The sequence below is a fragment of the Streptomyces profundus genome, from assembly GCF_020740535.1.
Taxonomy (GTDB): domain Bacteria; phylum Actinomycetota; class Actinomycetes; order Streptomycetales; family Streptomycetaceae; genus Streptomyces; species Streptomyces profundus.
On sequence record NZ_CP082362.1, the window covers coordinates 7,560,911 to 7,584,902 of the forward strand.

Annotated in this window: 19 protein-coding genes; 12 read left to right on the forward strand and 7 right to left on the reverse strand. The window is 72.5% G+C overall.

Features of this window, described 5'->3' with window-relative positions; genetic code table 11:
* The first annotated feature begins 62 nt into the window (after positions 1-62).
* Entirely contained in the window at positions 63-872 is an 810-nt protein-coding gene (locus tag K4G22_RS31190; protein ID WP_322785153.1) for an SGNH/GDSL hydrolase family protein, read from the forward strand.
* Positions 873-930: 58 nt separating this feature from the next.
* On the opposite strand, the gene K4G22_RS31195 is transcribed toward K4G22_RS31190, so the two are convergent.
* Both K4G22_RS31195 and K4G22_RS31200 read right to left on the reverse strand, forming a co-directional pair.
* Positions 931-2,232 carry an SWIM zinc finger family protein gene (locus K4G22_RS31195; RefSeq protein ID WP_228083828.1) on the reverse strand — a complete coding sequence of 434 codons (1,302 nt, stop codon included), beginning with the start codon at positions 2,230-2,232 and terminating at the stop codon, positions 931-933.
* Positions 2,232-5,141 carry a DEAD/DEAH box helicase gene (locus K4G22_RS31200; protein ID WP_228083829.1) on the reverse strand — a complete coding sequence of 970 codons (2,910 nt, stop codon included), beginning with the start codon at positions 5,139-5,141 and terminating at the stop codon, positions 2,232-2,234. Before K4G22_RS31200 ends, K4G22_RS31195 begins: the two co-directional genes overlap by 1 nt.
* 232 nt (positions 5,142-5,373) lie before the next feature.
* On the opposite strand from K4G22_RS31200, the gene K4G22_RS31205 reads away from it, so the two are divergent.
* The 4 genes from K4G22_RS31205 (at position 5,374) to K4G22_RS31220 (ending at position 8,500) form a co-directional block, all read left to right on the forward strand.
* Positions 5,374-6,453 carry a fatty acid desaturase family protein gene (locus K4G22_RS31205; RefSeq protein ID WP_228083830.1) on the forward strand — a complete coding sequence of 360 codons (1,080 nt, stop codon included), beginning with the start codon at positions 5,374-5,376 and terminating at the stop codon, positions 6,451-6,453.
* Between the two features lie 120 nt (positions 6,454-6,573).
* The gene (locus K4G22_RS31210; RefSeq protein WP_228083831.1) at positions 6,574-6,756 is read left to right on the forward strand and encodes a hypothetical protein; all 183 of its coding nucleotides are present in this window, start codon (positions 6,574-6,576) and stop codon (positions 6,754-6,756) included.
* A 336-nt stretch (positions 6,757-7,092) separates the two neighbouring features.
* Positions 7,093-7,485 (forward strand): roadblock/LC7 domain-containing protein, encoded by a 393-nt coding sequence (locus K4G22_RS31215; protein WP_228083832.1) that lies wholly within the window; start codon positions 7,093-7,095, stop codon positions 7,483-7,485.
* A gap of 112 nt (positions 7,486-7,597) precedes the next feature.
* On the forward strand, positions 7,598-8,500 hold the full coding sequence (locus K4G22_RS31220) for a DUF6397 family protein (RefSeq protein WP_228083833.1): 903 nt from the start codon (positions 7,598-7,600) through the stop codon (positions 8,498-8,500).
* On the opposite strand, the gene K4G22_RS31225 is transcribed toward K4G22_RS31220, so the two are convergent.
* Positions 8,472-10,985, reverse strand: a complete 2,514-nt coding sequence (locus K4G22_RS31225) for a DEAD/DEAH box helicase (RefSeq protein WP_228083834.1) — start codon at positions 10,983-10,985, stop codon at positions 8,472-8,474. The two genes, K4G22_RS31220 and K4G22_RS31225, sit on opposite strands and share 29 nt — an antisense overlap.
* Positions 10,986-11,108: 123 nt before the next feature.
* Here K4G22_RS31225 and K4G22_RS31230 point away from each other — a divergent pair, with 123 nt between their 5' ends.
* Positions 11,109-11,897, forward strand: a complete 789-nt coding sequence (locus K4G22_RS31230) for a metal-dependent hydrolase (RefSeq protein ID WP_228083835.1) — start codon at positions 11,109-11,111, stop codon at positions 11,895-11,897.
* Positions 11,898-11,976: 79 nt separating this feature from the next.
* On the opposite strand, the gene K4G22_RS31235 is transcribed toward K4G22_RS31230, so the two are convergent.
* Both K4G22_RS31235 and K4G22_RS31240 read right to left on the reverse strand, forming a co-directional pair.
* Complete coding sequence (locus K4G22_RS31235) at positions 11,977-13,758, reverse strand: ABC transporter ATP-binding protein (protein WP_228083836.1); 1,782 nt, start codon at positions 13,756-13,758, stop codon at positions 11,977-11,979.
* The gene (locus K4G22_RS31240) at positions 13,755-15,560 is read right to left on the reverse strand and encodes an ABC transporter transmembrane domain-containing protein (protein WP_228083837.1); all 1,806 of its coding nucleotides are present in this window, start codon (positions 15,558-15,560) and stop codon (positions 13,755-13,757) included. The genes K4G22_RS31235 and K4G22_RS31240 overlap by 4 nt, the downstream gene beginning before the upstream one ends.
* Positions 15,561-15,843: 283 nt before the next feature.
* On the opposite strand from K4G22_RS31240, the gene K4G22_RS31245 reads away from it, so the two are divergent.
* The 4 genes from K4G22_RS31245 (at position 15,844) to K4G22_RS31260 (ending at position 19,999) form a co-directional block, all read left to right on the forward strand.
* Positions 15,844-16,434 (forward strand): DUF6886 family protein, encoded by a 591-nt coding sequence (locus tag K4G22_RS31245; protein WP_228083838.1) that lies wholly within the window; start codon positions 15,844-15,846, stop codon positions 16,432-16,434.
* Positions 16,435-16,710: 276 nt separating this feature from the next.
* A complete protein-coding gene (locus tag K4G22_RS31250) occupies positions 16,711-16,935 on the forward strand; it encodes a hypothetical protein (protein WP_228083839.1) in 225 nt (74 codons plus the stop codon).
* 453 nt (positions 16,936-17,388) lie between these two features.
* Positions 17,389-19,368, forward strand: a complete 1,980-nt coding sequence (locus K4G22_RS31255) for a glycoside hydrolase family 9 protein (protein ID WP_228083840.1) — start codon at positions 17,389-17,391, stop codon at positions 19,366-19,368.
* A 43-nt stretch (positions 19,369-19,411) separates the two neighbouring features.
* Positions 19,412-19,999: a hypothetical protein gene (locus K4G22_RS31260; RefSeq protein ID WP_228083841.1), complete on the forward strand. Its 588-nt coding sequence runs from the start codon at positions 19,412-19,414 to the stop codon at positions 19,997-19,999.
* Positions 20,000-20,140: 141 nt separating this feature from the next.
* Here K4G22_RS31260 and K4G22_RS31265 read toward each other — a convergent pair whose 3' ends face one another.
* The gene (locus K4G22_RS31265; RefSeq protein ID WP_228083842.1) at positions 20,141-20,731 is read right to left on the reverse strand and encodes a lytic polysaccharide monooxygenase auxiliary activity family 9 protein; all 591 of its coding nucleotides are present in this window, start codon (positions 20,729-20,731) and stop codon (positions 20,141-20,143) included.
* 123 nt (positions 20,732-20,854) lie between these two features.
* Here K4G22_RS31265 and K4G22_RS31270 point away from each other — a divergent pair, with 123 nt between their 5' ends.
* A complete protein-coding gene (locus K4G22_RS31270) occupies positions 20,855-21,982 on the forward strand; it encodes a LacI family DNA-binding transcriptional regulator (protein ID WP_228083843.1) in 1,128 nt (375 codons plus the stop codon).
* 43 nt (positions 21,983-22,025) lie between these two features.
* Positions 22,026-22,325 (forward strand): class I SAM-dependent methyltransferase, encoded by a 300-nt coding sequence (locus K4G22_RS31275; RefSeq protein ID WP_228083844.1) that lies wholly within the window; start codon positions 22,026-22,028, stop codon positions 22,323-22,325.
* Positions 22,326-22,334: 9 nt separating this feature from the next.
* Here K4G22_RS31275 and K4G22_RS31280 read toward each other — a convergent pair whose 3' ends face one another.
* A complete protein-coding gene (locus K4G22_RS31280) occupies positions 22,335-23,906 on the reverse strand; it encodes a phytoene desaturase family protein (protein ID WP_228083845.1) in 1,572 nt (523 codons plus the stop codon).
* Between the last annotated feature and the right edge of the window lie 86 nt (positions 23,907-23,992).

The window sequence follows — 23,992 nt, forward strand, 5'->3', positions numbered from 1 at the left end:
CGACTTGCGGGGGTAAGCGCTGCTGCGTCATCCGTCCCCCCACCGGACCCCCAGGAGGTTCCATGAACCTGCGTCGCTGTCTGACGACGTTCGCCACCGCGACCGTCGTACTCGGCTTCACGGCCCTCACCCCCGTCTCGGCCCAGGCCGGCGAAACCCCCACCGCCGCCGGCTCCTATGTGGCCGTGGGCGACTCCTACTCCTCCGGCGTCGGCGCCGGCTCCTACGACGACTCCAGCGGGGACTGCCGGCGAAGCACCGTCGCCTACCCCCAGCTGTGGGCCGACGCCAACGCGCCCGACGACTTCGCCTTCACCGCCTGCTCGGGCGCCGTCACCACCGACGTGATCAACGAACAGCTCGCCCCGCTGGACGCCGCCACCACGCTGGTCAGCATCAGCGTCGGCGGCAACGACGCCGGCTTCGCCGACGCCATGCAGACCTGCGTGCTCCAGGGCACGGACGCCTGCCTGACCGCCGTCGCCACCGCCGACGCCTACATCACCGGCACCCTGCCCGGACGGCTCGACGCCGTCTACAGCGCGATCAGCGGCGCGGCGCCCAACGCCCAGGTGGTCGTGCTCGGCTACCCCCGCATGTACGAGCTGGGCGGCACCTGCTCGTTCGGCATCAGCGAGGAGGCCCGAGCCGCCATCAACGGCGCCTCGGACAACCTCAGCACGGTGATCGAGAAGCGCGCCGCCGACCACGGCTTCACCTACGGCGACGTGCGCCCCGCCTTCACCGGCCACGAGATCTGCTCGGCCGACTCCTGGCTGCACAGCGTCACCATCCCCGTCGGCGACTCCTACCACCCCACCGCCGCCGGCCAGTCGGGCGGCTACTACCCGGTGCTTGAGTCGCTGGCCTGACCCCCACCCGGCCGGCCGCCCCCACCCGCCGGCTGCTCAGCCCCCACCCGCCGGCTGCTCAGCCCCCACCCGCCGCCCGGGGAAACCGCTCCCGGGCGGCGGCCAGGGCCGCCGCCGGATCCGGCTCCGAAGGGCCCGCCGGCCACCACCGTCCACCCTCCTTGCGATAGGGCCACCAGCGGCCGTCGGGGCCGAACCGCAGCTGAACGTCCGCGCCCCGCACGGTGAAACGGTTCCCCTCGCGCCGCACATCCGGCCGCTCCTCGGCATCGGCGAAGGCCCGCGCGATCTCCTCGGCGGCGCGCGGATCGGTCGACTCGGCCGAGGTCTCCAGCACCGCGAGGCCGACCGCGCCGCCGGCGCGCCAGGCGTGCGCCGCCCGCGTCAACTCCGCGCTCCCACGCCCACAGCCCGCCGCGAGCCGGCGCAACGCCGCCGCCGGCGGCCCCACCGCCGCCAGCCGCGCCGCGTCCTGCCACCGGCTGGGCTCGCCCGGCGGAACGCTGGTCGCGTGCCCAGGGGAGAGCGCCTCGACCAGCAGCAGCCCGGCCCGCGCGGCGGCGTCACGGGCCAGGAACTCCAGGGCCGCCACATCCGGTGGGGCGCCCCCACCCGCCGCGCCGAGCCCGGGCACCTGGCCCGGCTCGCCCTCCACCCCCGGCGGCTCCGGCAGCGGCGGCACCGCCCTGGCGTAGGCGGCGGCGGCCGGCACCCCGGCCGGCCCTGCGGGGGCGGCCTGGACACCAGCCGACACCCGCTCGGTGCCGCGCCGCCGCAGCTCGGCCAACAGCTTCCGCTCACCCCGCCCGCGCAGCAGCAACAACAGGAACGGATCGGCGTCCAACAACCTGGCCACCTGGTAGCACAGCGCGGAGGTGTGCGCGCAGTGGTCCCATTCGCCGCACTCGCAGGCCGGCTCCAGATCCCCGATCCCCGGCAGCAGCTCCACGCCGGCCGCCGCCGCGTCCTCCACCAGCCGGGGCGGCAACTCCCCGTCCAGCAGCGCCGCCAGATGCCCCGCCTCCCTGGTGGCCGTCTCAAGCAGCCGATCCCACTCCGCCTCGGACAGCTGCCGCAGCAACACATCCGCCCGCTGTCCGTCCCCGGCGGCCGTCCGCACCACCGACGTCAGCCGCCCCGCCCGCACGGAGACCGCGCCCACCGCGCCCGCCCTGGCATGCCGACGCCCCTGCCGCAGCCGCGCCCCGTCCAACGCGCTGTCCTCCAAGGCCTTCAGCCAGCTCCGCCCCCACCAGGTGCTCGCGAAGCCACGCCCCCCAGCGGGCGGCAGTGCTTCCAGCACCACCTCGCCGTGGGCGTCGTGAAAGTCATCGGCGTCGGGTGCCCCATGCTGGTCCATCAACGGGATCCCTCCCCGGCCTCGTCCTGCCGCAGCGTCACCAGGGTGGACAGCTCCGCGTCGCTCAGCTCGGTCAACGCGGCCTCACCGCCCCCCAGAACCGCCTCGGCCAGGGCCTGCTTGCGGCGGAGCAGCGCCGCGATCCGATCCTCCACCGTCCCCTCGGCGATCAGCCGATGGACCTGCACCGGCCGGTCCTGGCCGATCCGGTAGGCGCGGTCCGTGGCCTGCGCCTCGACGGCCGGGTTCCACCAGCGGTCGAAGTGCACCACATGCTCGGCCCTGGTGAGGTTGAGCCCGGTGCCCGCGGCACGCAGCGAGAGCAGGAAGACGGGCGCCTCCCCGGCGGAGAACCGCCGCACCAGCTCCTCCCGACGCGCCACCGGGGTACCGCCGTGCAACAGCAGGCTCCCCACCCCACGCTCCGCCAACCGCGCCTCCAACAGCCGCGCCATCCGGACGTACTGGGTGAACACCAGCACCGCCGACCCGCCCGCCACCATCGCGTCCACCAACTCGTCGAACAGCTCCAACTTGCCGGAACGCCCGGCCAGGACGGGCTCGTCCTCCTTGAGGAACTGCGCCGGGTGGTTGCAGATCTGCTTGAGCGAGGTGAGCAGTTTGACCACAAGACCGCGCCGGGCCACCCCCTCGCTGCCCGCCACCTCCGTGAGCCCCTCGCGCACCACCGCCTCGTACAGGCCGGCCTGCTCCGGAGTGAGCGCCACCATCCGGTCCGTCTCCGTCTTGGGCGGCAGTTCGGGGGCGATACCGGGATCGGACTTGCGACGCCGCAGCAGGAAGGGCCGCACCAGCCGGGCCAGCCGCTCCGTCGCCGCCGGATCGCCCCCCGCCTCCGCCGCGTCCGCGAAGCGCCGGCGGAACGCGGGCAGCGAGCCGAGCAACCCCGGCGTCGTCCAGTCCAGGATCGCCCACAGCTCGGACAGGTTGTTCTCCACCGGCGTCCCGGTCAACGCCACCCGAGAGGTGGCCGGAATCGAACGCAGCCGCTTGGCGGTCGCCGAGAACGGGTTCTTGACGTGCTGCGCCTCGTCGGCGACCAGCAGTGACCACTCCACCGCACCGGCCAGCCGATCCGCGTCCCGCCGCATGGTGCCGTAGGTGGTCAGCACGAACGAGTCGGCGTCGAGATCCGACAGCTCCCGCGCGCCGCCGTGGAAACGCCGCACCCGCGAACCCGGCGCGAACGTGCCGATCTCCCGCTGCCAGTTGCCCAGCAGCGAGGCCGGGCAGACCACCAACGTGGGGCCGGCCGTCTCCGGCGCGCGCTGGCGGTGCAGATGCAGGGCGATCAGGGTGACCGTCTTGCCCAACCCCATGTCGTCGGCCAGACAGGCACCCAGGCCGAGCGAGGTCATCCGATCCAGCCACTCCAGGCCGCGCCGCTGGTAGTCGCGGAGCGTGGCGCGCAGCGCCGGCGGCGCCTCGACCGGGTCGCCCGAGGCGCGCTCCGGGTCGGCCAGCCGGTCCCGCAGCTCGGCCAACCAGCCCGCGGGCCGCACCTCCACCCGCCGCCCCGACTCGTCCGCCTCGCCCGTCAACACCGCGTTGAGCGCCTCACCCGCCGTGACCTGGCGGTCCCGCAGCTCCCGCGCCCGCGTCAACTCGTCCGGCGCCAGCAACACCCACTGGTCCCGCAGCCGCACCAACGGCCGCCCCGCCTCGGCGAGTCGGTCCAGCTCCGCGCGGGTGAGGGGGGTCTCGCCCACGGCGAACCGCCAGTGGAACGACAGCAGCGCTCCCGGCGACAGCAGCCCGGGCGCCACCGAACGGGCCGGCCCCGCCGAGGACGGCACACCCCCGGGGCCGACCTCGGCGTGCGTGGTGAGGGTGCGCACCAACTCCCTGGGCCAGTGCACCTGAAGACCGGCCGCGCCGAGCGCCCGATGGGTGGTGGCGGCCAGCAGCTCCCCCGCCTCCTCGTCGGCCAGCTCCACCGCGTCCGGCACCGCCGCGGTCAACAGCGGCGACAACGGCTCCCACACCGCCGCCGCCCGCCGCAGCGTGAGCAGCACATCGCGTCGCGCCCCCGGGCCGAAGTGCTCGGCGGGCGGGGCCGACGCGGACCAGAGCGCGGAAGCGTCCACCATCACGGAGGCGTCGGCCAGGCTGTGCGCCTGGAGCACGGCGCGGAACCGGCTCTCCGCCGCCTCCCCGGTGAGCGGCGCCTGGACCTCCACCCGCAGCGAGAGGCGCACCCCCGCGTCATGCCCGGCCGCCACCTCGGTCGCCCAGGTGCGGTGCTCGGGGCGACGCACGGCGGCCCGGCCGGCGAAGGCATCGCCACCGGCGACCAGCGAGGCCGCCGGCGTGCGCGGCAGCCCGTCGGCGACCGCGTCCAGGAAGGCGCGCAGCAGCGGCCCCGGATGGGGCAGCAGCGGCTCGGCGCCTTCCTCCCCCTCGTCCCCATGTCCCGCGCCGGGAAGCGGGACCGCGTGCGCGTGCGCCGGCATGGCCTCGGCCAGCGCGCGCAGCCGCTCGGCGTCGGCGCCGTCCAGCGGCCCCAGCCGCCAGGCGTCGTGGTCCGACGCCGTCAGCCCCGGCAACAGCCGCCCACGGGCGGCCAGTTGCAGCGCCAGCACGGCGGCCGTACCCCAGAAGCGCGCCGCCTCACTGGCCCCGCGCCCGGCGCGCGCCCGGGTGAGCACGGGCAGCGCCTCGCGCAGCGGGAGCACCGAGGCGACCACCGTGACCAGGCGAACCTCCCCGTCCTGGTCGGGCAGTGCCACGGTCAGCTTCTCGGCCGGGGGCTCGGACCCGCCGACCTCCCCACCGTCGGGACGCCAGAAGGCCACCCGGGACAGACGCGGGGGATCGGCGGGCAGGAAGGTCGCCGCGCAGCCGATCAGCGCGCCGACCTGAGCGGGGGATGGTGGGCTCGGAGTCACGCGCCGGACGTCTCCTCAAATTTGACTAGTAGGCTGGCGACGGCCGAGCGTACCTCAGCCGGAAGCGATAGCGAAACGCCGACCAGCTCTCGGACGGGGCGCCGAAGGGGGCTCGCCCCACCGGTCCATGGTGTCGCTGGCTACACCCCCGGTTGGGGTGTTGATGCCATGGGAACCGGAACTCGACGTTCCTAGGCTGGTGGCAACGTAGGTGTCGACTACCGGAGTTCCCATGCCAGAAGCCACCCTCACCACCCCCGAGTCGCCGCGCGCGGCGAGCGCCGCGAGCGACGCGGGGGAGTTCACCCCGCTGATGCGGCAGATCAAGGGGCAGCGGCTCCTGGAGCGGCGCATCGGCTGGTACACCGCAGGGATGACGGTGAACGCACTGGCGATGGCCGCTGTGGTGGCCGGCGTGCTCTGGCTGGGTGACTCCTGGTGGACCGTCCTGCTGGCGGTGCCCTTCGCGCTCTTCTCCACCCGCACCTCCTTCTACGGCCACGACGCGGGGCACGCGCAGATCGCCCGCAGCCGCAAGGTCAACCGGCTGCTCGGCCTGCTGCACGGCAACCTGCTGCTCGGCATGAGTTCGGCCTGGTGGAACGACAAGCACAACCGGCACCACGCCAACCCCAACCACCTGGACAAGGACCCGGACGTCGGCGAGGGCGTCATGGTGTGGACCGAGGGGCAGGCCGAGAAGCGCACCGGCTTCGCCCGCTGGCTCACCCGCAACCAGGCGCGCCTCTTCTTCCCGCTGCTGCTGTTGGAGGGCATCGCCCTGAAGGTGGCCAGCGTCCAGATGGTGGCCAAGGGCGAGGGCTGGGAGAAGCAGAGCCGCGCGCGGGTGGTGGAGTCCCTGCTGCTGGTCACGCACTTCGTCGCCTACGCCGCGCTGATCTTCAGCGCGATGGGTCCGGGCAAGGCCCTGCTCTTCGCGTTCATCCACCACGCGCTCTTCGGGCTCCACCTCGGCGCCGTCTTCGCCCCCAACCACAAGGGCATGGAGATGCCCGACCCCGACGTGCGCTGGGGCCACCTTCGCAAGCAGGTGCTGACCTCCCGCAACGTGCGGGGCGGACTGGTCACGGACTGGATGATGGGCGGCCTCAACTACCAGATCGAGCACCACCTCTTCCCCAACATGCCGAGGGTCCACCTGCGGCTGGCCCAGCCGATGGTGCGCCACTACTGCCGGGAGGCCGGCGTCTCCTACGCGGAGACCGGGCTGATCGACTCCTACCGCCAGGCCCTCACCCACATGCACGGCGTCGGCGCTGAGCTGCGCGCCCAGCGACGGGCGGGCGGCTGAGCCGGGCTCGGAACTCGCTCCTCGCCCGCTCCCGGACGTTCGGCTCCGGAACGGTGGACACTGGAGAGACGTTCACATAGTGCCGTGGCGAGGCTCGCCGCGGCGGAGGAGGTGCGGACCATGTCTCGGGGTGCGAAGGTCGCGATCGGTGCGCTCGGCGCCGGAGTGTTCCTCTGGTGGCTGACCAGTTTCTGGATCGCCGTGCTGGTGATGGTGGGGATCCCGGTGGGCGCCTATCTGCTGCTCGACTCCTCCCAGCGCACCCGGCTGCGGCGCGTGGGGCGCAAGGAGCTGGGGAGCTGAGTTCCTGGCGGTTTCGGTGGGTGGCCGTTCGTGTCGTCGACCAACCGTCGATACCCCGCTCGACGATTTCGGGACGTTTTTCTCCCCGCTTCAGGACGGGTCCTGGGCGCCGGTTCGGCGGCCCGGGGCCCGTTTCGTCCGCCAACTGACCACATCCCGGCGGCTTCCGGTGTCCAGGTCGTCCCATTCGGGGTGGCCCGAGCGCCCCGGTGATGTGGCTGACCTTGCCAAGCGGTACGGTCCCTTCCGTATGGCGGTGCGGCCCAAATGGTTGCCGACAACCGCTTGCTGGGGAAGGCTGACACAGCAGTCGCCTTACGAGAAGGGGGAGCCGGGATGGCACTGAGCGCCACACTCGACTGGCTGCTGGACGATCTGGCGCAGCGGCTACCGAGGGTCAGACACGTCCTGTTGCTGTCGAGCGATGGATTGGTCACCTCGGTGAGTCGAGGGCTCAAGCGCAGCAGCGCGGAGCATCTGGCCGCCGTCGCCTCCGGTCTGCACAGCCTGGCCAAGGGGGTGGGGGAGCACTTCAGGTGCGGTGGCGTCCGGCAGACCATGATCGAGTTCGACGACGGAGTGCTCTTCGTGACCGCGGCCGGGGACGGCAGCTGTCTCTGCGTGCTCACCGGGCCCGACGCGGATGTGGGGCAGGTCGGGTACGAGATGACGCTGCTGGTCAACAAGGTGGGCGAGCACATGGGGCTGGCGGTCAGGGAGTCCCGCTGACTCCGAGGCGGTATCGCCCTGGGTGACTCCGTCGTCACTCAGGGTTGTGGAAAGGGGTTCGATCGCCTACTCTCGTAACTGAGAGTAACGATCGATGGTTGGAGAGCCCCTCATGTCCGCACGCTTCACGCGGTCCTCGCCTGCTGTGCCCCTCACCCACCTCACCTCCCCCGGGTACGCCCCGATGCGCTCCCCGCACCCCGTCGGGCCGCCGGCCTTGCTCGCGGCCGGTTCGCCGCTGCTGGACCGGCCGCCCCTCGGAGCACCGGCCGAGGCGAACCCGCCCCGTCCGGCGCCTCGGCGTCCGGCGCGTGGCTCCCTGCGGCGCCCCAGGCGCCGCGGGCGCCCCCAGGGGAGGGCCGAGCGCGCGGATCACGGCCCCGAGCGCGTGCGGTACGCGCCCCGGCGGCTCAGCGGCAAGCGATTCCCCGAGCGGCCGGTCAGCGCCTCGGCTGGCGCGGTGCTGATGGGGATCAGCACCGCCCGCTTCTCCCGGCTGGCCCGAGGCGGCTGCTTCAGCCCCTCCGAATTCCACCTCACCGAACACGGCGTGGTCGCCTGGCGCTTTCCCCCCGACGAGCTGTGCGTCTTCGCCCGACGACGGCCCGGCCTGCTGACGGGCCCGCTGCCCGACGGGCTGCGCCACTCCCTCCGCCAGGGCCAGGACTGGCGCCCCCGCCGCTGGCGCGCCCGGCGCACGGGGCTGCTCGCCGGTCAGGCGTCCTGCCCCTGGGAGGCCGCCGCCGTGCCGGCCGCGGTCCTCGACCCCGGCACGCTGGAGGCCGAGGTGCCCGATCCGGTGGAGCGCGCGGTGCTGGGCCGGCTCCGCCCGCCCCTGATGGCCGCCCGGCTGGCCGCCGGCCCCTGGCGCTCGGTACGACGCCTGCTCACCGCCCGCGACCCGGACGAGGTCGGCTGGTACCGCGAGCAGTTGGGCCTCGCGTTGGACGCCGCCAGGGGCCGGCCGTTGCCCCTGGCGGCCCCCCTCACAGCTGGCCCACGTCAGTCACCTTGAGCACCGCCTGGCCCTCCGCGTCGGAGGCCGTCAGATCCACCTCGGCCGAGATCCCCCAGTCGTGGTCGCCGGCCGGATCCGCGAAGGCCTGCCGCACCCGCCACAGCCCGTCCTCGGGCACCTCCTCGATCCGCAGCAGGCGTGGGCCCCGCGCGTCAGGGCCGGTGCCCAACTCGTCGTACTCATCCCAGTAGTCGTCCAGCGCCGCCCGCCACGCCTCCGCGTCCCAGCCCGCCTCGCCGTCCAACTCGCCCAGCTCGGCGACCCGCCCCAGCGCCGCCAACTCCACCCTGCGGAACATCGCGTTCCGCACCAGCACGCGGAAGGCCCGCGCGTTGGCCGTCACCGGGCGCACCTGATCGGCGCGCTCCTGCGCCTGGTCCGCGTCCTCCGTCGCCGGATTGGCCAACTGCTCCCACTCGTCCAACAGACTGGAGTCCACCTGACGCACCAACTCGCCCAGCCACGCCGTGATGTCCTCGAAGTCCTCGGACTTCAGGTCGTCCGGCACGGTGTGCTCCAACGCCTTGTAGGCGCTCGCCAGATAGCGCAACACGATCCCCTCGGTGCGCGCCAACTCGTAGAACGAGACGAACTCGGAGAACGTCATGGCCCGCTCGTACATGTCCCGCACCACGGACTTGGGCGACAGGGGGTGGTCGCCCACCCAGGGGTGGCTCTTGCGATACAGGCCGAAGGCGTGGAACAGCAGCTCGTCCAGCGGGCGCGGATAGCCGATGTCCATCAGCCGCTCCATCCGCTCCTCGTACTCGACCCCGTCGGCCTTCATCGCCGCCACGGCCTCCCCGCGCGCCTTGTTCTGCTGCGCGGCCAGGATCTGCCGAGGGTCGTCCAGGGTGGCCTCCACGACGGAGACCATGTCCAACGCATAGGAAGGAGACTCGGGATCAAGCAGCTCGAACGCGGCCAACGCGAAGGTCGACAGCGGCTGGTTCAGCGCGAAGTCCGCCTGAAGATCCACGGTCAACCGCAGCGTCCGCCCCTGCGCGTCCGGCTCGGGCAGCCGCTCCACGATTCCGCCGTCCAGCAGCGAACGGAAGATCGCGATCGCCCGCCGGATCAACCGCAACTGCTGCCTGCGCGGCTCGTGGTTGTCCTCCAACAGCCGACGCATCGCGGCGAACGGGTCGCCCGGCCGCGCGATCACCGCGAGCAGCATGGCGTGTGTCACCCGGAACCGCGAGGTCAACGGCTCGGGATCGGCCCCGATCAGCCGCTCGAAAGTCTGGTCGCTCCAGTTGACGAAGCCCTCGGGCGCCTTCTTCCGCACCACCTTGCGGCGCTTCTTGGCATCGTCGCCCGCCTTCGCCAACGCCTTCTCGTTCTCCACCACATGCTCAGGCGCCTGCGCCACGACGAACCCGGAGGTGTCGAACCCGGCACGCCCCGCGCGGCCGGCGATCTGATGGAACTCCCGCGCCCGCAACACCCGCACCCGGTTCCCGTCGTACTTGGTGAGCGCGGTGAACAACACCGTCCTGATCGGCACGTTCACCCCCACGCCCAGGGTGTCGGTGCCGCAGATCACCTTCAACAACCCGGCCTGGGCCAACTTCTCCACCAGCCGGCGGTACTTGGGCAGCATCCCCGCGTGGTGCACCCCGATGCCATGCCGCACGAAGCGGGAGAGATTCCGACCGAAGCGCGTGGTGAAGCGGAAGTTGCCGATCAGCGAGGCGATCTCGTCCTTCTCCGCCCGGGTGCACATGTTGATGCTCATCAGCGCCTGCGCCCGCTCCACGGCCTGCGCCTGGGTGAAGTGCACGATATAGACGGGCGCCTGACGGGTCTCCAACAGCTCCGTCAGGGTCTCCGTCAGCCCCGTCGTCCGATACTCGTAGCTCAGCGGCACCGGTCGCGTCGCCGAACGCACCAGCGCGGTGGACCGCCCCGTGCGTCGCCTCAGATCCTCCTCGAACCGCGACATGTCGCCGAGGGTCGCCGACATCAGGACGAACTGCGCCTGGGGCAGCTCCAGCAGCGGGATCTGCCAAGCCCATCCCCGATCCGGCTCCGCGTAGAAGTGGAACTCGTCCATCACCACCTGGCCGACATCGGCCTGCGCCCCGTCCCGCAGGGCGATCGACGCCAGCACCTCGGCCGTGCAGCAGATCACCGGAGCGTCCGCGTTCACCGAGGCGTCCCCGGTCAGCATGCCCACGTTCTCGGTGCCGAAGAGCTTGCACAGCTCGAAGAACTTCTCCGACACCAGCGCCTTGATCGGGGCCGTGTAGAACGTGACCTCGTCGCGGGAGAGCGCGGCGAAGTGCGCCCCCGCCGCCACCAGCGACTTGCCCGAGCCGGTGGGAGTGGACAGGATCACGTTCGACCCCGAGACCACCTCGATCAGCGCCTCCTCCTGCGCGGGATAGAGGGTGATCCCCCGCTCGTTCGCCCACGACGAGAAGGTGTCGAAGAGGGCATCGGGGTCACTGTCCTGCGGCATCTGATCGATAAGGGTCACCGCCCCATAGTGCCCGTACCGAGCCCGCAAAGGAGAACCGGCCGCTCGTCCGAAGATCACATGGCGCTACGCTGTCCCGCCGAAGGACCAGTCAACAGTGAAGTACGGGCGGGGGAGTTACCGATGATGGGACCAGCGCACTCGCTGTCCGGAGCGATGGCCTGGCTGGGGGTCGGAGCCGCCGCCTCGTGGGCCGGCCACCCCATGCCCTGGCCCGTCCTCGTCGTCGGCACCCTGATCTGCGCCGGCGCGGCGCTGGCGCCCGACCTCGACCACAAGAACGCCACCATCTCCCGCGCCTTCGGCCCGTTCTCCAAGATCCTCGCCGGCTTCATCGACAAACTCTCCGCCGCCGTCTACAACGCCACCAGAGGCCGAAGGGACCGCCGCCGCAGCGGCGGCCACCGCACCCTCACCCACACCTGGATCTGGGCCGTCATGCTGGGCGCCGGCTTCTCCGGCGCCGCCATAGCCTTCGGCCGCTGGGCCGTGCTGGCCACCCTCTTCATCCATATGGTGCTCGCCGTCGAAGGGCTGCTCTGGCGCATGGCCAGGGTCTCGAGCGACGTGCTGGTCTGGCTGCTCGGCGCCGCCACCGCCTGGATCCTCGCCGGCGTACTCAACGAGCCGGGCAACGGCGCCAACTGGCTGTTCACCGACGAGCCCTACGCCTGGCTCGGCCTGCCCATCGTGCTCGGCGCCATCGTGCACACCCTCGGCGACTCCATCACCATCTCCGGCTGCCCGATGCTCTGGCCCCTCCCCATAGCCGGCCGCCGCTGGTACCCCCTGGGCCCGCCCAGCTTCATGCGGTTCCGGGCCGGCGCCTGGGTGGAGAACAAGGTGCTGATGCCCGCCTTCGTGATCCTCGGCGCGGCCGGCGGCGTCGGAGCCGGCCTGCTCACCCCCTGAGGGCCGAGTCCCCCCCGACGGGCCCAGGGCCCGCCCCCCGGCGGGGGCAGGCCCTGGCAGCGATGTCACGACGCCCGCGTCAGCCGTGCCAGGACCGCCACAGCGCGGCATACGCGCCGTCCGCGGCCACCAGCTCGTCATGGCTGCCCAGCTCCGTGATCCGCCCGCTCTCCACCACCGCGATCACATCCGCGTCATGCGCGGTGTGCAGCCGGTGCGCGATGGCGACCACCGTCCGCCCCTCCAGCACCCGGCCCAGCGACCGCTCCAGATGCCGCGCCGCACGCGGGTCGAGCAGCGAGGTCGCCTCGTCCAGCACCAGGGTGTGCGGATCCGCCAACACCAGTCGCGCCAGCGCGATCTGCTGAGCCCGCGCCGGGGTCACCGTCAGCGCGCCGGAGCCCACCTCGGTGTCCAGCGCCTCCGGCAGCTCCCGCACCCACTCGTCCGCGTCCACCGCGCCGAGCGCCGCCCACAGCTCCGCGTCCGAGGCGTCGGCCCTGGCCAGCAGCAGGTTGTCCCGCAGCGGGCCGACGAACACATGGTGCTCCTGGTTCACCAGGGCCACCCGCTCGCGCACCCGCTCGGCCGTCATCGCGGACAGCCGGGTGTCCCCGAGGGTCACCGAACCGGTGCGCGGACCGTAGATCCCCGCCAGCAGCCGACCCAGCGTGGACTTCCCGGCGCCGGAAGGACCCACCAGCGCGATCCTGGTCCCGGCGGGAACCCCCAGGGACACGTCGTGCAGCACGTCGACGTCCGCCTCGTACCCGAAGCGCACCTCGTCGGCCACCAGATCCCGCCCCTCGGGCGCCAGCGAGGGATCCCCCTCGTCCTCCCCGACCTCCCGCACCCCGACCAGCCGCGCCAACGAGACCCGGGCCACCTGCAACTCGTCCATCCACCGCAGGATCATCCCCACCGGCTCCACCATCAGCTGCGACAACAGGGCCCCCGTGGTCAGCTGCCCCACGGACATCCAGCCCTCGATGACGAACCAGCCACCGAGCAGCAGCACCCCGCTCAACAACGAGGCGTGGTAGACGTTGATCGCCGGGATCAGGACCGATCGCAGCCAGAGCGTGTACCGCTCCCATTGAGTCCATTCCCGAACTCGTCGGTCGGAGAGCGCGATCCGCTCCCGCTCAAGACGGTGCGACTCGATGGTCCGCCCGGCGTCCACCGTCTCCGCCAGCGCGGCGGCCACCGCGGCGTAGCCCGCCGCCTCCGACCGATAGCCCGCCGGCGCCCGCCGGAAATACCAGACGCACACGCCCAGCAGCAGCGGCAGCGCCAGCAGGATCGCCAGACCCAGCGCGGGGGCGACGGCCACGATGCCGCCCATCAGCAGCCCGGCCCAGACCACCGCGATGGACATCTGCGGCAGCGCCTCGCGCATCGCCGTGGACAGCCGGTCCACATCCGTGTTGATCCGGGCCAGCAGATCCCCGGTGCCCGCGCGCTCCAACACGCCGGGCGGCAGGGCCACCGAGCGGACCAGGAAGTCCTCCCGCAGATCCGCCAGCATCCGCTCGCCCAGCACAGCACCCCTCAGCCGCACCATCCGGACGAAGACCGCCTGGAGCGCGAGCGCCACCGCGAACACCGACAGGTCGCGTCCCAGGTTCAGCTCACGTTCCCCGTCCGCGAGCCCCTGCACCACGTTCCCCAGCAGAATGGGGCCCACCATCGAGGCCAGCACCGCCGCCGCGTTGACCGCGATCAGGATCGCGAAGGCCCGTCGGTGGCGGCGCAGCAGCTCGCGCACATAGGTGCTCACCGTCGCCCGCCCCGCCACCGGCAGGGTCGTCGTGTGCTCGTTGCTGGCCGGGTCGTACTCCGGCGGTCTGACGCCGATCATGCGGACTCCTCGGCAAGGTGGACGTTCTCTGACCCGTGCTCAGCCTCGCGGGCGCTCGTCACCTCACGGGTGACGACGGCCCGGTAGGCGGGCGCCCCGCGCAGCAGTTCCCGGTGCGTTCCGGAGGCGATCACGCTGCCCTCGTGTACGAAGACCACCTCGTCGGCGCGGTCCAGCATCAGCGGGCTGGAGGTGAACACCACGGTGGTGCGCCCGGCCCGCGACTCCCGTAGCCCGTCGGCGATCCCGGCCTCCGTGTGCGCGTCGACGGCCGAGGTCGGCTCGTCGAGGACCAGCACCTCCGGGTCGGTGATCAGCGAGCGGGCCAGTGCCAGCCGCTGCCGCTGGCCGCCGGAGAGCGAACGGGCCCGCTCGGTGATCGCCCCGCGCATCGGATCGCGGCTGCCGTCCCTGGTCGCCCGGGACAGCGCCTCCAACACGTCGTGGCAGTGCGCCGCGGCCAGCGCGGCCTTGGCGTCGGTCCGCCCCGACGAGGGGACGTCCAGCAGCTCCGCCAGCGTGCCGGAGAGCAGCACCGGGTCCTTGTCCTGGACCAGCACAGCCGTGCGCGCCTCGGCCAGCGCGACCTCGTTCAGCGGCACGCCGCCGAGCCGCGCGGACGGCTCCTCCTGCGGCAGGGCCGGATGCCCGCCCAGGCGCTCGGCCAGCCGCTCGGCGGCGTCCGGGTCCCCACAGACCACGGCGGTCAGACGCCCCTCGGCGGCGCACAGCCCGGTGGCCGGGTCGGTCAGGTCACCGCTGAGCGGCGCGTCCGACGCCACCGGGGACGCCGGCCCGTCGGACAGCTCCCGGCGCAGCCCCAGCACCCGCACCGCACGCTTGGCGGAGGGACGGGAGAAGGTGAAGGCCATCGCCATCTCGGTGAACAGACGGAGTGGGAACATCAGAAAGGTGACGGCCCCGTAGACGGTCACCAACTCGCCCGGGCTCAGCCGCCCGTCGAGCGCCAGCGTGGCGCCCTGCCAGACCACCGCGATCAGCAGCAGCCCCGGCAGCACCACCTGTAGGGCGTCGATCAGCGACCACATCCGGGCGTTGCGGACCGAGGCGGCCCTGACCTCCTGGGAGGCCCTGCGGTAGCGGCTGAGGAACAGCTCCTCGCCCCCGATCCCGCGCAGCACCCGCAGCCCGGCCACGGTGTCCGAGGCCAGCTCGGTGGCCCGTCCCGACTTGCCCCGCTCGAAGTCCGCGCGGCGGGTGGCCGCGGGCAGCAGCGGGAAGACGCTCAGCGCCACGGCCGCCACCCCGCCCGCGACCAGCAGCCCGAGCCGCGGCTCGTACCAGACAAGCCCGGCGCAGACGGAGAGCGTGACCACCACGGCGGCGGCGAAACGCGAGAACGTCTCGACGAACCAGCCAATCTTCTCCACGTCCCCGGTGGAGACCTTCACCACCTCGCCGGCCGCCACCCGGCGGGTGAGCACCCCGCCCAGCTCGGCGGTGTGCCGCGCGAGCAACTGCTGCACGCGTGCGGCAGCCGTGATCCAGTTGGTCACCGCGGCGCGGTGCAGCATGGTGTCGGCGAAGGCCATCACCAGCGTGATGGTCAGCAACAGCAGCCCCGTGGCCAGGAGCCGTCGGCCGGAGCCGTCCACCACCGCCGAGATCGCGAGACCCGTGGCGATCGGCAGGCTGGCGATGGCCGCGATGTGGAGTGTGCCCCATCCCAGGGCCTTGGCCTGGCCGCCGAGTTGGCGGCGGAAGAGCCAGACCAGAAAACGAAAACCCGACCTCACGTCCGGCTGGCCGGGGTCGGTGTGCGGAAGATCGCGAATCTGCATGACATCCCAGAGTCAGTGCGTTTGGGAATTGGGCAACCTTGCAAGAGTCACGGTGCGGGGTGCCGAAAATCAACGGGTTTTTCCCCTGGCGGGAGGCGCTTCCCCCGGCTTCGTCTGTGTCCTCGGTGTGGTGGTCGTATGGACTCCTGGTGGTGTGGTCGTGGTCGGGTCCGATGGCTGAAAAACACCGGTCGACCAGGCGGCGGTCGCCGGGATTCGGCGATGCCGGTGGTGGCCGCGAGGAGGCGCGGTCGGGTCCCCTGATCGCTGCGAGGATGTGATCATGCGACCTGCAACAGGTGAGGTCCTCCACTTCTCCGAGGATCCCGACATCCGAATCTTCCGCCCGCACCTGTCGGCCAGCGCCCAGCGGATGGAGGCCCTGGTCTGGGCCGTCGACGCCGCCCGCGCCCCGGACTACTGGTTCCCCCGGCAGTGCCCCCGGGCCATGGTCTGGGCCCGGCCCAGCAGTTCCCGGGCCGACCGCCGTCGCCTGATCGGCGACGGCGGCGGCGAGCGCGTGCACGCCATCGAGTACGGCTGGCTGCCGGCCCTGCAACAGGTCGAACTCTTCGCCTACCGGCTGCCCGCCGCCCCCTTCCGCCCCAGCGGCGCACCGAACTCGCACGCCCTGGTGGCCAGGGAGGAGGTCGCCCCGCTGGGTCCCGCCGAACGCGTGGGGGACCTGCTCGCGCTGCACCGCGCGGCCGGCATCCAACTGCGGCTCTACGACAACCTCTGGCCGTTCTGGGACGCGGCCGTCGGCAGCAGCCTCGGCCACAGCGCGATCCGGATGCGCAACGCCCGGCCACGGCCGACCCCGGACGATCCCCGGCGTCCGTCCGCCCCGCACCCACCGACGCTGATCGGCTGACTCCACAGCTCGAACGCGCCCCGGCCGTCAACGGTCCGTACCAACCCCCGCCGGGCCGTGCGGCGTTCACCCTCCGCACGGCCCGGGCGGGGTGGCACGTCTGTCATCGCTGACTTTGTTTGAGAAAAGAATGCGCGGGCGGTTGACGGCGCCTGGCTGTGCTTCCACTATGAGGTCAACCACCAAGTGGGAGCGCTCCCACCCAGAGGCGGCAGGTGCCTCCCATGCGGTGGTGGTTCTCGGATCGTTGACCAGGAAACGAGAAGGGCGGCCAACATGCCACCCCCCGACAGTTCCACCGGCGTACGCCGGGTGCTCAGGAGTGATGACGAGGCCGCGGGTGGGGTCAGCGCCGTCGAACGCGCCGAACCCCCCGAGGGTGGGGCGTGCGGGACGGCCCGCTCCGGGCCGGGTCAGGATCTCGCCCCGCTGTTGCGGCTTCGGGTGCGCGAGGTCAACAGGCGCAGCGACTTCAACCGCCGTAGCCGGGGCGTCGGCTGACCGGTCCGCCCTGGACCGGTCGCCCTCGGACCTCGACGGCGATGGTGAACACCCGCTCTCCACCGTGGTGTCAGCCGCTCCGGACCCCCTGCGGGAGGGGGTTGTCCGGTGGGCAGCGGGATCCGGCCGTTTCGCCCCCGTCAGGGACGGGCGGGGGCGAAACGGCGTCAACCGGGGTCTCGGCCCCGGTGGTCCGGCGATCCGTTCGCCGGACCGCGGTAAGGGGTGGGGGGCGTGGGCGCCGCTCTCCACCGATGGGTTCCACCTCGTGAGAGAAAGCTTGACGAGGGCATGACCTCCTTGCAGTATGAGGCTGCCGTCGCCGGGTGGGAGCGCTCCCAATCCGACCGTCGATCACCCCTAGGGGTGTGAGACGGTCACCACCCGGCGGCGGTTCTCCTTCGGACCCCCAGGATCGAGCCACCGATGTCTCCTCACCTTGTCAGTCACCGCATGTCACCACCGGGGCGCCGGTCGGCGCGTGGGCGCGTTCGGGTCGCCGTGTTGGCCACGGTCGCGCTCGGTGCCGGTCTGCTGCTCTCGCCGAGCGGCGGGGAGGCGCGGGCGGAGCCGGTCGCCGAGGTGGCCGCGCCGGAGTTCGCCTATGCGGAGGCGCTGCAGAAGTCGATGTTCTTCTACGAGGCCCAGCGCTCGGGGGAGTTGCCCGAGGACAACCGGGTGAGCTGGCGCGGGGACTCCGCTCTCGACGACGGCGCCGATGTGGGGCTCGACCTCACCGGGGGCTGGTACGACGCGGGCGATCACGTCAAGTTCGGTCTGCCGATGGCCGCTTCGACCACGCTGCTGGCGTGGGGCGGCCTGGCCGCGGGTGAGGGGTACGAGCAGGCAGGGCAGTCGGAGTATCTGAAGAGCAACCTGCGGTGGGTGAACGACTACTTCATCCGGGCGCACCCGGAGCCCGATGTGCTCTACGCGCAGGTCGGCGACGGAGCGGCGGACCACCAGTGGTGGGGGCCGGCCGAGGTGATGCCGATGGCGCGGCCGGCCTACCGGGTGGACGCGGACTGCCCCGGTTCGGATGTGGCGGCCGAGACGGCGGCGGCGATGGCCGCCTCGTCGCTGCTGTTCGCCGAGGACGATCCCGCCTACGCCGCCGAGTTGGTGGAGCACGCGGAGCAGCTGTACGCCTTCGCGGACGAGCACCGCGGCGTCTACTCGGACTGCGTGCCGGCCGGCGACTTCTACCGCTCCTGGTCCGGCTACCAGGACGAACTGGTCTGGGGCGCCTACTGGTTGTACAAGGCGACCGGGGACGCCGGCTATCTGGCCAAGGCCGAGGCCGAGTACGACGCGCTGGCCACCGAGCCGCAGTCGGAGCTGCGCAGCTATCGGTGGACGCTCGCCTGGGACGACAAGTCCTACGGCGCCTACGCGCTGTTGGCGATGGAGACGGGCGATCCGAAGTATGTGGCGGACGCCAACCGCTGGCTCGACTACTGGACGGTGGGGGTGAACGGCGAGCGCGTCCGGTACTCACCGGGCGGCCAGGCCGTGCTCGACACCTGGGGTTCGCTGCGGTATGCCGCCAACACCTCCTTCGTCGCCCTGCTGTACTCGGACTGGCTGGCGGAGACGGACTCCGAACGGGCCGCGCACTACCGCGAGTTCGGAGAGAGCCAGATCGACTACGCGCTGGGTGACAATCCCCGGGGCGCCAGCTATGTGGTGGGGTTCGGGGAGGATCCGCCCCGTGATCCGCACCATCGGACCGCGCACGGCTCCTGGACGGATCAGCTCACCGTGCCCGAGGCCAGCCGTCATGTGCTCTACGGCGCGTTGGTGGGCGGTCCTTCGGCGCCGGACGACGCCTATGAGGACGACCGCCTGGACTATGTGGCCAACGAGGTGGCGACCGACTACAACGCCGGGTTCTCCGGTGCCCTGGCCTATCTGACGCGGGTGTACGGCGGCGCGCCGCTGCCCGGCTTCCCGCCCGTCGAGGAGCCGGACGGCGACGAGATCTATGTCGAGGCCGGTACCAACGGGACGGGCGACACCTTCACGGAGATCCGGGCGACCGTGCGGAACGTGTCCGCCTTCCCGGCCCGTTCGCTCGAACAGACCTCGGTGCGCTACTGGTTCACCCTCGACGAGGGGGTCGATCCCGAGGGGATCGCCCTGACCTCCGGCTATCACGAGTGCCCGGAGTTGGAGAGCTCGATCGTCCGGGCGGCGGGAGACCTCTACTACGCGGAACTGGCCTGCGCGGGCCGCTCGATCTACCCGGGCGGACAGTCGGCGCACCGGGCCGAGGTGCAGTTCCGGATGACGGGCGGTCCCGGCTGGGATCCGGAGAACGACTGGTCCTATCAGGGGTTGGGGGAGGAACCGGCCGTTTCGTCCTACCTCACGGTCTATGAGAACGACGTTCTTGTTTCGGGAACTGAGCCCGCGGCGGTGGTGGAGCCGTGAGCAGGACCTGTTGGGCGCGGCCTTCCACACAAGGAGTGAAAGCATGAACGTGCGGTTCTCCTCGCCTCGGGCGAGTTCTTCCTCCGTCGACGGGCGGCCTGATGGTGTCGAGGCGTCTCGGGCCCTCAAGACCCTGGCGGTGCTGCGGATCGTGACCGGAGGGATCTTCCTCTGGGCCTTCCTGGACAAGACGTTCGGCCTCGGGTACGCGACCTCGTCCGAGAACGCCTGGCTCCGGGGCGGCTCTCCGGCGCGGGGCTATCTGGCCTCGGTGTCGGCCGGCCCGTTGGAGTCGACCTTCCACTCGTGGGCCGGTGAGATGATCATCGACTGGCTCTACATGGGCGGCATGGCGGGTATCGGGCTGTCCCTGGTGCTCGGCATAGGGTTGCGGGTCACCGCGCTCGCCGGCCCGCTGATGATGCTCATGCTGTGGCTCGGCGAGTTCCCGATCGCCCGGCACGCGTCGGACGGTTCGCCGACCATGTCGCCGAACCCGTTGATCGACGCCCATGTGGTCTACGCCGGCGTGATGATCGTGGCGGCGCTCTACTCGGCGGGCCGGGTCTGGGGGCTGGGCGCGTGGTGGGAGCGGACCCCGTTGGTCGCGAGTTATCCCTGGCTGCGCTGAGCCGTGGTCAGGTCCGGCCGGGACCCTCGGTGCCAGGAGCGCGCCGGGTGCCCCGGCCGGTCGGAGGCGGCGGGTGCGCGGGGAGTGTGCGCTCCTCCCCACGCACCCGCGTCAAACCCGTGCACACCCGAACGGGAGGCGTCAGAGATTCACATCCGAGCAGGCGTAGAAAGCGTTACCGGTGTCGGCGACGTTCCAGACGGCCAGGATGAGATGACGGCCGGACTTCTGGGGCACCGTGCCCTGGTGATGCTGCGTGTCGCCGGGCTGAGCCCCGTTCAGCGGCACCGTCAGGAACGGCTGGGGCTCCAGGTCCGCCCGGGTCAGCGGCTGGGAGGGGTTGTACCCGTCCCGGGTGATGTAGTAGTCGAACTCGCTGGTGCTGTGACCCACAGTGAAGGTCCAGCTGAAGGTGACGTTCTGGCCGGGGGAGAGGTTCGTGGCCGGCCAGTTGCCGCCACGGGGGTCGTCCAGCTCGGCGAACCGGCTGTTGCCGCCGGAGCAGATGGTGCCGTCGGCGGGTCCAGCGCCGGGGAAGCCCTTGGGGCCCTCGACGCTCTGCGGTTCCCAGACGATCGCGCCACAGTTGTCCACCGCGCCCTGGGCGCACTGCTGTTGGCGACTCGACGGGCTGGTGGTGTAGCCGTGGCCCTGGGCGGTCGTGCCCGTGGCGAACACCGTCGCCAGGGCCAGACCGGCGCCGGTCGCGGCGGTGAGGAGTTTCTTGCGCATTCTTCGCTCCCGGAGGTTGTGGGGGAGGAGCGCTCCAAAAGGGGAGTTTCGCGGTCTAGACCAAGTCTGACGTTACTGCGAGGTTTTCGTCATGTCCAGACCAATGAATCGTGAGGGTTGGTCATGTCCACCACATCCGTTAGTCCGTCCGAGCCCGGGAACGTCCTGATGTCCCGAGGCGCCTCAGGACCCACCACGCTGCGCCAGGTCGCCCGGGCCGCCGATGTCTCGATGGCCACCGTCTCCCGGGTGCTCGCCGGCAACTACCCGGTGGCGCAACGCACCCGACAACGGGTGCTGAGAGCCGTTCAGGAACTCGACTACGTCGCCAACACCCACGCCCGCGCCCTGCGCGGACACGCCGTCCCGACGATCGCCCTCGTCGTCGACGACCTGCGCCAGGAGCCGGTGGCCAGGATCGCGCACGGCGCCGAGGAGGAGGCCGCCCGCAACGGCCGCAGCTGTCTGATCGGCACCACCCAGGGCGAGCGGGAACGCGAGCGCGCCGTGCTGCGGGCCATGCGCCAACAGGGCGCGGGCGCGGTCGTCCTCATCGGCGACGGATCCCAGGACCCGCGCCACCACGCCGAGTTGTCCCATATCGCCGGCTCGCTCGCCGCCTCCGGATCCCGGCTGGTCTTCTGCGGACGGCCGGCCCCCGACGACGCGGCGCCGGCCACCGTGGTGGAGTACGACAACGAGGGCGGCGCCTACGCCGTGGTCAGCCGTCTGCTGGTCCAGGGACACCGACGCATCCTCTTCCTCGGCCCCACCGACACCACCTCCACCACCGCCGGCCGACTGGCCGGCTACCGCAGGGCGTTGGCCGACTTCGACGTCCCGTTCCGCTCGGAACTGCTCGCCGGCGGCGGCCTCGGGCGCGCCGAGGCGCGCGACCGGCTCTCCCGCCGGCTGGCCGGCGGCGCCGACTTCACGGCCGTCTTCGCCGTCACCGACCCCGCCGCCTCCGGCGCGCTGGCGGCCCTCCGGGCCGCGGGACGCCGCGTCCCCGAGGACGTCTCGCTGGTCGGCTACGGCGACGCCGACTGCGCGACCGACATGCTGCCCCAGCTCACCACCGTCCACGTGCCCTACGCCGAACTCGGCCGCACCGCCGTGCGGTTGGCCCTGGGGCTCGGCGCCGGCACGGTCTCCGTAGCCGACCAACGCGCCCTCCTCGGCACCCATGTGGTGCTCCGCGACTCCACCGCCCCGCCGCCGCGCCGGCCCCCGACCGACGGCCGCCGCTGAACCCGCGGCGGGGCCCCGCCGGGGCTCCGCGACCACGCCGACCATGGGCCCGCTCAACGCCCACGCCGGGCGGCCTGCGCTGCCGGCCCCGGCCGGCGATCCCGGTGGCGCCCGCGTCCTGGGTGTCGGCTGCGAAGCGGGGCGCCTCGCCGAGGAGTTCGCCGCCCGAGGCGCCCGCGTCCTGCGCCTCGCCGGCCACGCCACGCTCGTCGACCACGCCCGCGCGCGGCTCGCCGGCCGGGGCGAACTCCCCGTCGACGAGCGGCACCGGATCGACGCGGACACCCACCGGCGGCTCAGCCAGTGCCCGACCTCCTCGTGCCGCGCCCGCTCAGCCCCTTGAGGAGGCGGCTCACCGCCCCAGCGCCGCCATCGCCGCGTTGTGCCCGCCCACCCCGCTGACCCCGCCACCGCGCACCGCGCCGGCGCCGCACAGCAGGACGTTCGGGTGGCCGGTCGCCACCCCCCAGCGGTCACCCGGCCCGTCCCGCCCGGTCTCCCGCCAGGGGAACGCCAGATCGCCGTGGAAGATATGGCCGCCGGGCAGCCGCAGCTCGCGCTCCAGATCGCGCGGGGTCTTCGCCTCCACACAGGGCCGGCCCCCCGAGTCCACCGCCAGGCAGTCCGCGATCGGCTCGGCGAGATGCTCGTCGAGCGCCCGCGTCGTCGCGGCCAACAGCGCGTCCCGCACCTTCCGTTGCCGCTGCCCGTCGCCGGCGAAGAGCCGCTCGGGGGTGTGCAGCCCGAACAGCGTCAACGTCTGGTAGCCGGCGGCGGCCAGGTCGGCGGGGAGGATCGACGGGTCGGTCAGCGAGTGGCAGTACACCTCGCTCGGCGGCTTCGACGGCAGCCGGCCCTCGGCCGCCTCGGCGTACGCCGTCGCCAACTCCCCGTACCCCTCGGCGATATGGAACGTCCCGGCGAACGCCTCGCGCGGGTCCACGGCCGGGTCCCGCAGCGCGGGCAGCCGGGTGAGCAGCATGTTCACCTTGAACTGGGACCCCTCGGGGGCCGGCGGCGCCGGCTCGCCGAGCAGCCGGGCCAGCTCGCTGGGGGAGGCGTTCACCAGCGCCTGGTCCGCGCCGAGCCGCCCCTCGCCCCCGTCGGCGTGATAGGTCACCTCCACCGTGCGCCCGTCCGTCGCCAGCTCCGTCACCTCGTGGCCGACCGCGATCTCGGCGCCCGCCGCGAGGGCGGCGCCGAGCAGCGCGTCGGTCACCGCGCCCATGCCACCCACCGGCACGTCCCAGTCGCCGGTGCCCTGCCCGATCACGTGGTAGAGGAAGCAGCGGTTCTGCGCCAGGGAGGGGTCGTGGGCATCCGAGAAGGTGCCGATCAACGCGTCGGTGAGCACCACCCCGCGCACCAGGTCGTCCGTGAACCGCTTCTCGATCGTCTCGCCCAGCGGCCGTTCGAAGAGCGCCTCCCAGAGCGGGGCGTCGTCGACCCTGGCCCGCAGCTCCGCCCGGCTCGGCAGCGGCTCGGTCAGGGTGGGGAACACCCGGCCCGCCAGCCGCCCGGTGGCGGCGTAGAACTCCCGCCAGGCCAGGTACTCCCGCTCGTCCCCGGTCAGCCGGGCGAACGAGTCGCGCACCCGCTGCTCCCCGTCGCCGACGAGCAGCCCGGTCGGCCGCCCCCCGCGCGTCGTCGGGGTGTAGGAGGCGAACGGACGCCGCCGCAGCTCAAGGCGCAGCCCCAGGTCCCCCACGATGCGCTGCGGCAGCAGGCTGACCAGGTAGGCGAAGCGGGACAGCCGGGCGGCGACCCCGGGGAACGGGGCGCCGGAGACGGCGGCGCCGCCCACGGCGTCCAACCGCTCCAGCACCACCACCCGTCGGCCGGCCCGGGCCAGATACGCGGCGGCCACCAGTCCGTTGTGGCCACCCCCGACGATCACCACGTCATACCGGGAGCGAGAGGGCATGGCTCTTGGTAACACGCGAGCCCACCCGCCGGCCACCCGTCCGCACGTCCCGCCCGGCCGGGGCACCTGTACCGACCTGCGCGAAG